Genomic DNA, 7,983 nt, shown 5'->3' with positions numbered 1-7,983 from the left:
GAAAAATAGGTCGTTGACTTTTTTTTAAGATTTCTATAAAAAGATGTTGTTCTTGCCCGGGTGGCGGAATTTGGTAGACGCAAGGGACTTAAAATCCCTTGGGGCCTTGTCCCCGTGCCAGTTCGATTCTGGCCCCGGGCATCTCACAATAATCCTATTTTCTGCAGCTATTTTTTTAATCCCTGCCTTTAGGAGCAACCATTTTTCCGCTTTTGAAAAGCAATAAATAAATTTAAGTCTTTTAGTTAGTCGTTAAATTGTTCAACGTTCTAAGTTTAAGGAACCTAAAACCTAGAACTTAGAACTTAGAACGTTGAACCTAGAACCTTTATGAAACTCAACAACCTCACAACCCCAAATAGCAGGATATCGGGGGGAAGATAGGGTAAGTCATGAGTTAATTAAAAAGCAAAATTCCTTATCCCCATTTACTTGGTTAGTGCCCTTTACATATGTCCTTTCAATATACCTCACTAAATTATTTTTCTCCATTATAAAGATAGTAGATGTCCTGGTTCCGTATTTTTGATCCTTTATGAAGATAGGTGATAAGAATCTCTCTAGTTTGATTCCGACCCCAGTGTTGGGAAGGGTTTTATCTGGAAATTTTGTATTATCTTTTAGGATGTTGAATAATTTTTCAATTGAAAGATTATTAGGAGAATTTTTTGTGGCTTGTATAAAGAGTTCTTTGAGTCTTACACATTTTGGCCATGGCTCATTTAAAATACCATTACTTAGAACATGGATACCTTTTGATAATGAGGTGGATATTAACTTTATGTTGTTGAAATAAAAGAGTTTTTTTGTTGTGCCAAAGACAAAATTGTATCCATTATATTTTGGGGCTGAATCTTTTAGATAAGATAGATATTCTTCAGGTAAGTGGTTTTTTATTAAAAAGTTTACTATTAGATCTCCTCGAGAACTTTTACTTTGGTCTTGTTTTGGCTCTCTAAAATTTGTGAGGAGCCCAATTCTGCCATTTTTTTTGTTGATCCCAAACCATGTGCCTCCTTGGTCAAGATCCTTGCCTGCGAGAATATCTGGATAATCTTCCCAAAAATGGGCCATTTTTGTAGGACGATTGTGATACTCATCCCTATTGGACAGGATTATTAAAGGGTAATTATCAAAGAAATTATAGGCAATTAAGGCAATACACATAATTTAAATTAATTTTTTACTCACTTGATAAAGATAGTGAGAAGGGGGCCCTGGCCCCCTTTTTTTAGATAGATATTCCAGCCCTAAAGCCATCGTGGATGGCATTAATTGCCTGGGCCACTTTATTTGCATCTCCAATTACTTTGTGTGGTATATTTGCATCTTCAAGTTCTTTTGCCAGGGAATTTTCTGACACAGAGCCAGCAGCAATGACAACGGAATCAGCAGGTAGGAGCTTTTCTTCTCCCTTCATGTCCACATAAACTCCATCTTTGGTTATCTTTAGCGCCTTGGTTTTTGTATAATATTTAACTCCAAAAATCTTCATATCCCTCATCATTGTCCAGCGAGTGGATTTTCCAATGTCTTTACCTATAGAGTCTAACATTTCAATTAATGTAACGTCTTTTGTGCCTTTAATGCAAAGCTCCCTCAAGTGTTCTGGGTCCTCTACTTGATTTATAAGTAAAAATTTTAGGTCTTCACCATCTATGGTGCCCCTTTCAGCAAGATCAATGGCAGTTTCAACTCCAACAGCTCCTCCCCCAATTACCACAACCTTTTTTCCAACATATACTTTGCCTTCTAAAACATCCCATGCCTGATGCACGTGTGGTTGATCAATCCCTTCTATTGGTGGAGTAATTGGCTTTGCTCCAGTTGCAACAATTACAAAGTCTGGATCTTCTCTTTTTATATCTTCTAAGGTTGCCTGTTTTCCAAATTCCACTTCTACATCGCTATTTAATAATATATTTTCAAGGTTCTCTGCAAGTATTAAAAATTCTTCTCTACCCCTTGGAAGTCCAGCAATATTTAATTGTCCTCCCAGTCTATCTGATTTTTCCCACAGTTTTACTTTGTGGCCTTTCATGGAAGCACCTAATGCTGCCCATATCCCTCCTGGGCCGCCGCCAATTACTAGCACTTTCTTGGGTTGTTTTGTTTTTTCAATATCTCCATACTCTACTTCGTGTCCAGCCATTGGATTTGCCAGACATTCTATTGGTTTTAGCTGAAATACGTGGTCAAAGCAACCCTGTCCACAGCTAACACAGTGGATTATTTCATCTTCTCTTCCTTGTTTGGCCTTGTTTGGCAGGTAAGGATCAGCTATTAAAGGACGAGCCAGTGCCACCATATCACACATATGGTCTATTATGAGCTCCCTGGCAATATCTAGGTCGTGGATCCTATGGGATGCAATCACAGGAACTGATACAGTCTCTTTAATTTCCCGTGCCAAATATGCAAACCCAGCCCTTGGAACCGACGGGGTAAGTTGAGGTACCCTGGCCTCATGCCAACCTACATTTACACAAAAGGCATCAACCCTAGCCTCTTGTTCTAATTTCCTGGCAAAGAGCTTCATATTTTCCCTGCCAATTCCACCTTCCATAAGGTCATTTCCATTTATCCTAACCAGCACAGGATAGTCACTACCCACTGCTTCTCTAACGGATCTTAACACCTCAATCCCAAAACGCATTCTATTTTCTAAACTACCACCATATTCATCTTCCCTTTTGTTGGTTATTGGGGAGAGAAATGCACTTATTAAATAGCCTGTTCCAGCAAGTATTTCCACTGCATCAAACCCTGCATCTTTACACCTTTTAGCTGCTTTTCCAAAGTTTTCAATAATTTCTTTTATCTCTTCTTTTGTCAGTTCTCTAGGAGTCTCCTTAGTAAGTCTGCAGGGTACTGGAGAAGGGCCTACTGGCTGTTCTCCATTTAAGAAAAAGGAGTGGTTATATCTACCTGAATGGTTAAGCTGGATACATGCCCTTGCTCCGTTTTCCTGGATTTCTTGTGCAAGCTCCTTTAATCCAGGTATAAATTCGTCCTTATGTGCACCGATATTCAGGGGCGTTCCAGACTTATCGTCAATTGTGGCATAACCAACACAGATCATTCCAGTACCACCTTTGGCCCGCTCCCTGTAGAAGGCCTTGATATTTTCAGTGACAAAAAAGTTATTTGCCATATTAAGATGCATTGCAGGCAGGTAAATCCTGTTTTTTATTTCCATAGAGTTTATTTTAATAGGTTGAAATAATGGGTCTTTCATGTAAAAGCCTCCTTATATAAATTTAGCTATGTCCACACCAACCTCTTTTGCACGTAGGGACATCCATTCATTTTCGTCCTTTGGTGGGAGAGCCCAATCATCTTCTTTTTTAATAAGTTCAATTGCATCTGATGGACAAGTTGATATGCAGAGTCCACAACCAATACACCTGTCTTCTATAACGGAATATACACCGTCATTTTCAGAAATAGCATTTACTTGGCACCTCTCATCTTTGCATGTCCCACAGCCACTACACAATTCAGGGTCAATTTTGGCCCTATATCTTGAGTTAACTGCTTCATTTACCCCCATCTCATTTATAGCCCTGAGTACACCACAGCAACATCCGCAACAATTGCATATAAAGTAGGTATCATCTTGGGTATTGAATGTTAAATGAACCAGTGCAGATTCTTCAGCCATTTTTAGAATATTATATGCTTCTTCCTTGGTAATTGGACGTCCCCAATGATCGAATTGCTCAATAACCCCTGGAATCCTTGCAACAGCTAAACACACTTCTTGTGGTTTATCACAGGGCTCTCCAATTAATGCCTTCTCCTTTTTGCAAATGCATTGGGCTACTCCAAATGATTTCCCCTTCTCAATAATTTCTGAAACCCTTTCAAAGGGCAGTGCCTCTTGTTTTGCCTTTAAATTTTCTTCCACTGGAAGTACCTGCATAAATCTTGGGGAAGTACCAAATATTTTTTTCCCAACATAAGGAAGATATTGTTCACAGAGTCTTGCAAATTCTTCATCCATTCTCTTTACTTGATATTCATAAATTCCAACCATCCATGGCATCATCTTAAATAACTTAGTTCCTCCAAAATCCACGCCCATTATCTGGCCTTTTTTCCACATCTGAGTTAGCTTTTTCTCGAGAAATTCCTTGTCCATTCCAGTCCTCTTGGCAATGTCATCTACTGTCTCAAATTTTAATTTTAATTTGCAAAAAAGTTCAGCCTCATCTGGTTCAAAGACCTTTTTTAAGATTTTGATTTCCAATCCGTCTGGTGTTGCAGGAAATCCTTGTGGCATTGAGTCCAATACCTTTGCCAATTTTTTGTAAACGTCTTCCATGGCTTACCCTTCCTTGTTTTCTAATATTTCTAATAAAAATTTTTTAAATAAAAGTTTTTCTTCCAGAGAAAATTTCACTAGCAACTCATCATTTGCCTGTTTTCGGATTTCAATTAAATCCTTTTGAATAGCCAAACTTTTTTTTGTAGGAAAGAGCCTGATAATCCTTTTATCAGATTTGTCTTCTTTTTTTTCGATCCAACCGCCTTTATTTAGCCTATCCACAATTCCTGAGATGGTGGCTTTATCAATGTTGAGTATTCTGGATAATTCCATTGAAGTCAGACCAGGCATTAACCACAATGCCTCTAAAACAAGATGTTGGACATTGGTAAGCCCATAGGGTCTTAATTTAGATTGGAGTATTTTATACGCCCTTTGATATACTTTGGCTATTAAAAAAATATAACAATCAGTTTCCCTTAAAAATTCTTTCAAGTTTAGTTGGTTCATAAAACTAACTTTCTGTTGCGAGAAATGGTTTAAATTTTTAGTGTTAACAATTAATATATGGTCTTTGATAAAGAGTTTAAAAAAGTTTGTATGCTAACTTTTTGGTTTTGTCAATGGGAAAAAGTTTGTTTTTAATAAAATCATCTCGGGCCTTTTCTTTTTGTTGACTCAAATACAAAAATGGGATAATTAAACTCGTCTTTGTGGTGAAAAAAAATTTTAAGGAGAGAAGGAAATGGACGATATCATCAGAAAAATCGAACAGGACCATATGAGATATGATATTCCCGAGTTTAGGGCAGGTGACACAATCAATGTTCACATCAGGTTGATTGAAGGCGAAAAAGAGAGGATACAGGTGTTTAAGGGTACTGTAATAAGGGTTAGAGGGAGTGGAACCAACAGGACCTTTACTGTTCGTAAGATCTCTTCAGGGATTGGTGTTGAACGCACATTTCCCCTTCATTCTCCTTCAATTGAGAGGATTGAAGTAGTTGATCGTGGTAAAGTGCGTCAATCTAGGATCTACTACTTAAGAGATAGAAAAGGTAAAGCTGCGAGGATTAAATCAAGGGATATCTATTAATTTAGTTTGTAAAGTTTAGGGTCTTGTGGTTGTTGTTTGTTGTAAATGATTTCAAATGAGTAACCTAAGTAAAAATGACCAAAGCTGAGGTTAAAGAGTTGTAGGTGAATGAAAAGATTCATCAAATAATTGCAGGCATAGACGAGGCCGGCCGTGGATGTTTGGCCGGTCCCGTTGTGGCTGCGTCGGTTATCTTGCCGCCTAATTATTCTCTCCCAGGCCTTCGGGATTCAAAAAAAATATCATCAAAAAAAAGATATGTTTTAGAAACACAAATAAAAGAGGTTGCCATATCATGGGGTATTGGTTTTGCAACCCCTAAGGAAATTGATGCTCTGAATATCTTAAGGGCATCTTTGCTCGCCATGGAAAGGTCTTTTTCCAGATTGTCTATTAAACCTGATATTGTATATGTTGATGGAATTTATGCTCCAAATTTAAAGGATGTAGAGGTAATTTGTGTAAAAAAAGGTGATGATAAAATACCCCAGATTTCAGCTGCATCTATCCTGGCAAAGACCTTTAGGGATCGTTTAATGCATGAGATGGACAAAAAATATCCAGACTATGGCTTTAAAAATCACAAAGGTTATGCTACAAGACTTCATCTAGAGAGATTAAAAATAATGGGTCCGTGTAAGATCCATAGGAAGACCTTTAAAGGGGTAAAGGAATTATTCTGGGATAAGTCGTGCTTAATAGAAAAAGCAGATTAGGCAACATAGGAGAGGATGTTGCAATAAAATTTTTCAGGAAAAAAGGTTATAAAATTTTGGAGAGGAATTTTAGAACCAAAAAGGGAGAGATTGATCTTATTGCTGAGAGAGATGGGCAATTGGTTTTTGTTGAAGTAAAGGCTAGATCAAGTGAGAATTTTGGGGAGCCTGTTCAATTTGTTAATGTGGCTAAGCAAAAGAGGATACTTGCAGCAGCCCTTTTTTATTTAACAAAAAATAAATTATGGCACAAAAAAGTCAGATTTGATATTATAGGGATCACTAAAAAGGGTGATAACATAGATATAAAACATGAAAAAAATGCCTTCACGCTTGAGCACACTCTGGATAGTGGCAACACCTATTGGCAACCTTGGTGATATTTCAAAAAGGGCCATTGAGGTTTTAAATCAGGTGGATGTGGTAGCTTGTGAAGATACAAGGACCACTGGCAATCTTTTAAATATACTTGGGATTTCTAAGAAAAAACTGGTCAGTTATTATGATAAGGTGGAGAAAGAAAAATTAGATAGTATATTGAAAATATTAGAAGATGGTAAAGATGTGGCTCTGGTGTCAGAAGCAGGTTCACCGGTTATTTCTGATCCAGGTTTTTTGCTTGTTAGGGAGTGCAGAAAAAGGAAAATCAGGGTATCTGCAGTACCTGGTCCAAGTGCCCCTATTGCTGCACTCATGATTAGTGGAATAGAACCTATTCCTTTTACTTTTTTGGGATTTATGCCCAGGAAAAAAGGCGATATAAAGGCCACTTTGACCCCTTTTGCAACAATTAACACCACATTGATATTTTTTGAGAGAAAGTCCAGACTAAAACACACATTACAAGTTGCCCATGAAACATTGAAGGGAGAACGGGAAGTTGCCATTGTTAAAGAGCTCACTAAAATGTATGAAGATGTAATCTTCTTTCCCCTTTCAAAGTATGAAGTAATAGGCGAGTTAAAGGGCGAGATTACGGTGATTATATCTCCACCACAAAAAAAAGAATTGAGGACCAGTGAGACAGAACTCATAAATATGATAAAAAAAGAGATGGTAAGTAATGTAAAGGGCAAGGATTTGGTGGAAAGGGTGTTGGATGCCAGCACAGGGTGGGGCAAAAAAGAGGTGTATAATCTCTATTTGAGAATAAAAAATGAGTAAAAAGGAATTATCTACCCTTATAACATGTTTTTTTAGGACCTATTTTATAGGCAGTATGTTTAATACTAAGGGGCTGCAGAATTTTGGTCTGCTCTATATTATGGAGCCAGGACTGAGATTATTCTATGGTGACAACTTATCGGAATATAAGAAAGCAAGACAAAGATATCTGTCCCATTACAATTCTCATCCTTATTTTTTGCCATTATTAGTTGGGTATTTCTTATTTATAGAATCCAGGATTTCCCAGAAAATGATATCACCTAAGGCCCTTGAGGCCATAAAGGAGACCTCAGCATATACATTAAGTGCTATTGGAGATTCGTTTTTTGGGGGTTCTTTGCTTGTTACCTGGGCATTGGCTGAAGTGTTGTTTGTTTTATATGGCCAAAAGATTTGGGGCCTAATATTTTTTATTTTTTCCTTTTTAATTCTGCAATTATTTAGATTTGTGATTTTTTGGAAGGGGTGGAGCAGGGGGCTTGCTTTTTTTCAGCAGATGAAGGAAATAAATTTAATTGGGTGGGCAAATCGATTGAAAATTATTAATGGGGTTCTACTTGTTTTTGTATGGTATAGGATATCGTGTTTGTCAAAATATGATCATCTTCATTTTTTTCTCATAGGTGGAATAGTAATTTCTATTTCATCTTTTCTTGTTTATAAAAATATAATATCAAGGGAGTTGTTAGTAGTAATATTTGTTGCTGGTATATTGTTCTTTTTGTAAAACAAAG

9 protein-coding genes and 1 tRNA gene are annotated in these 7,983 nt (G+C 37.2%); 6 read left to right on the top strand and 4 right to left on the bottom strand.

Translation table 11 applies throughout. The annotated features are described in order from the left end of the window. Positions 1 to 54 precede the first annotated feature (54 nt). Positions 55 to 141: transfer RNA gene (locus tag ACY2V1_RS02140), tRNA-Leu, on the top strand. 249 nt (positions 142 to 390) lie between these two features. Here the strand turns inward: ACY2V1_RS02140 and ACY2V1_RS02135 are convergent. The 4 genes from ACY2V1_RS02135 to ACY2V1_RS02120 form a co-directional block, all read right to left on the bottom strand. After that, positions 391 to 1,167, bottom strand: coding sequence for an NRDE family protein (locus tag ACY2V1_RS02135; protein WP_461833149.1), 777 nt, complete (start codon positions 1,165 to 1,167; stop codon positions 391 to 393). Positions 1,168 to 1,231: 64 nt separating this feature from the next. After that, the gene (locus ACY2V1_RS02130; protein ID WP_461833148.1) at positions 1,232 to 3,238 is read right to left on the bottom strand and encodes an oxidoreductase; all 2,007 of its coding nucleotides are present in this window, start codon (positions 3,236 to 3,238) and stop codon (positions 1,232 to 1,234) included. Positions 3,239 to 3,250: 12 nt separating this feature from the next. Continuing rightward, on the bottom strand, positions 3,251 to 4,327 hold the full coding sequence (locus ACY2V1_RS02125) for an ATP-binding protein (protein WP_461833147.1): 1,077 nt from the start codon (positions 4,325 to 4,327) through the stop codon (positions 3,251 to 3,253). A 3-nt stretch (positions 4,328 to 4,330) separates the two neighbouring features. Then, positions 4,331 to 4,780, bottom strand: a complete 450-nt coding sequence (locus ACY2V1_RS02120) for a MarR family winged helix-turn-helix transcriptional regulator (protein ID WP_461833146.1) — start codon at positions 4,778 to 4,780, stop codon at positions 4,331 to 4,333. Between the two features lie 235 nt (positions 4,781 to 5,015). Between ACY2V1_RS02120 and rplS the strand changes: the two genes are divergently transcribed. From rplS to ACY2V1_RS02095, 5 genes are all read left to right on the top strand, one after another. Next, a complete protein-coding gene (rplS, locus tag ACY2V1_RS02115; protein ID WP_461833145.1) occupies positions 5,016 to 5,366 on the top strand; it encodes a 50S ribosomal protein L19 in 351 nt (116 codons plus the stop codon). A gap of 104 nt (positions 5,367 to 5,470) precedes the next feature. Beyond that, complete coding sequence (gene rnhB / locus ACY2V1_RS02110; protein ID WP_461833144.1) at positions 5,471 to 6,082, top strand: ribonuclease HII; 612 nt, start codon at positions 5,471 to 5,473, stop codon at positions 6,080 to 6,082. Continuing rightward, complete coding sequence (locus tag ACY2V1_RS02105) at positions 6,058 to 6,462, top strand: YraN family protein (protein WP_461833143.1); 405 nt, start codon at positions 6,058 to 6,060, stop codon at positions 6,460 to 6,462. Before rnhB ends, ACY2V1_RS02105 begins: the two co-directional genes overlap by 25 nt. Next, complete coding sequence (gene rsmI / locus ACY2V1_RS02100; protein WP_461833142.1) at positions 6,395 to 7,246, top strand: 16S rRNA (cytidine(1402)-2'-O)-methyltransferase; 852 nt, start codon at positions 6,395 to 6,397, stop codon at positions 7,244 to 7,246. The genes ACY2V1_RS02105 and rsmI overlap by 68 nt, the downstream gene beginning before the upstream one ends. Beyond that, on the top strand, positions 7,239 to 7,976 hold the full coding sequence (locus ACY2V1_RS02095; RefSeq protein ID WP_461833141.1) for a PTS system mannose/fructose/sorbose family transporter subunit IID: 738 nt from the start codon (positions 7,239 to 7,241) through the stop codon (positions 7,974 to 7,976). The genes rsmI and ACY2V1_RS02095 overlap by 8 nt, the downstream gene beginning before the upstream one ends. Positions 7,977 to 7,983: the final 7 nt, after the last annotated feature.

Source organism: Desulfothermus sp., assembly GCF_053993635.1.
Note: the sequence above shows the minus strand (reverse complement) of the source record. Positions and strands in the feature narration are given on the sequence as shown.

Bases quoted from the DNA above. Each gene is read 5' to 3' on its own strand.
- ACY2V1_RS02125 (WP_461833147.1), bottom strand. From the start codon at position 4,327: ATGGAAGACGTTTACAAAAAATTGGCAAAGGTATTGGACTCAATGCCA.
- rsmI (WP_461833142.1), top strand. From the start codon at position 6,395: ATGAAAAAAATGCCTTCACGCTTGAGCACACTCTGGATAGTGGCAACA.
- ACY2V1_RS02135 (WP_461833149.1), bottom strand. From the start codon at position 1,167: ATGTGTATTGCCTTAATTGCCTATAATTTCTTTGATAATTACCCTTTA.
- rplS (WP_461833145.1), top strand. From the start codon at position 5,016: ATGGACGATATCATCAGAAAAATCGAACAGGACCATATGAGATATGAT.
- ACY2V1_RS02095 (WP_461833141.1), top strand. From the start codon at position 7,239: ATGAGTAAAAAGGAATTATCTACCCTTATAACATGTTTTTTTAGGACC.
- ACY2V1_RS02130 (WP_461833148.1), bottom strand. From the start codon at position 3,238: ATGAAAGACCCATTATTTCAACCTATTAAAATAAACTCTATGGAAATA.
- ACY2V1_RS02120 (WP_461833146.1), bottom strand. From the start codon at position 4,780: ATGAACCAACTAAACTTGAAAGAATTTTTAAGGGAAACTGATTGTTAT.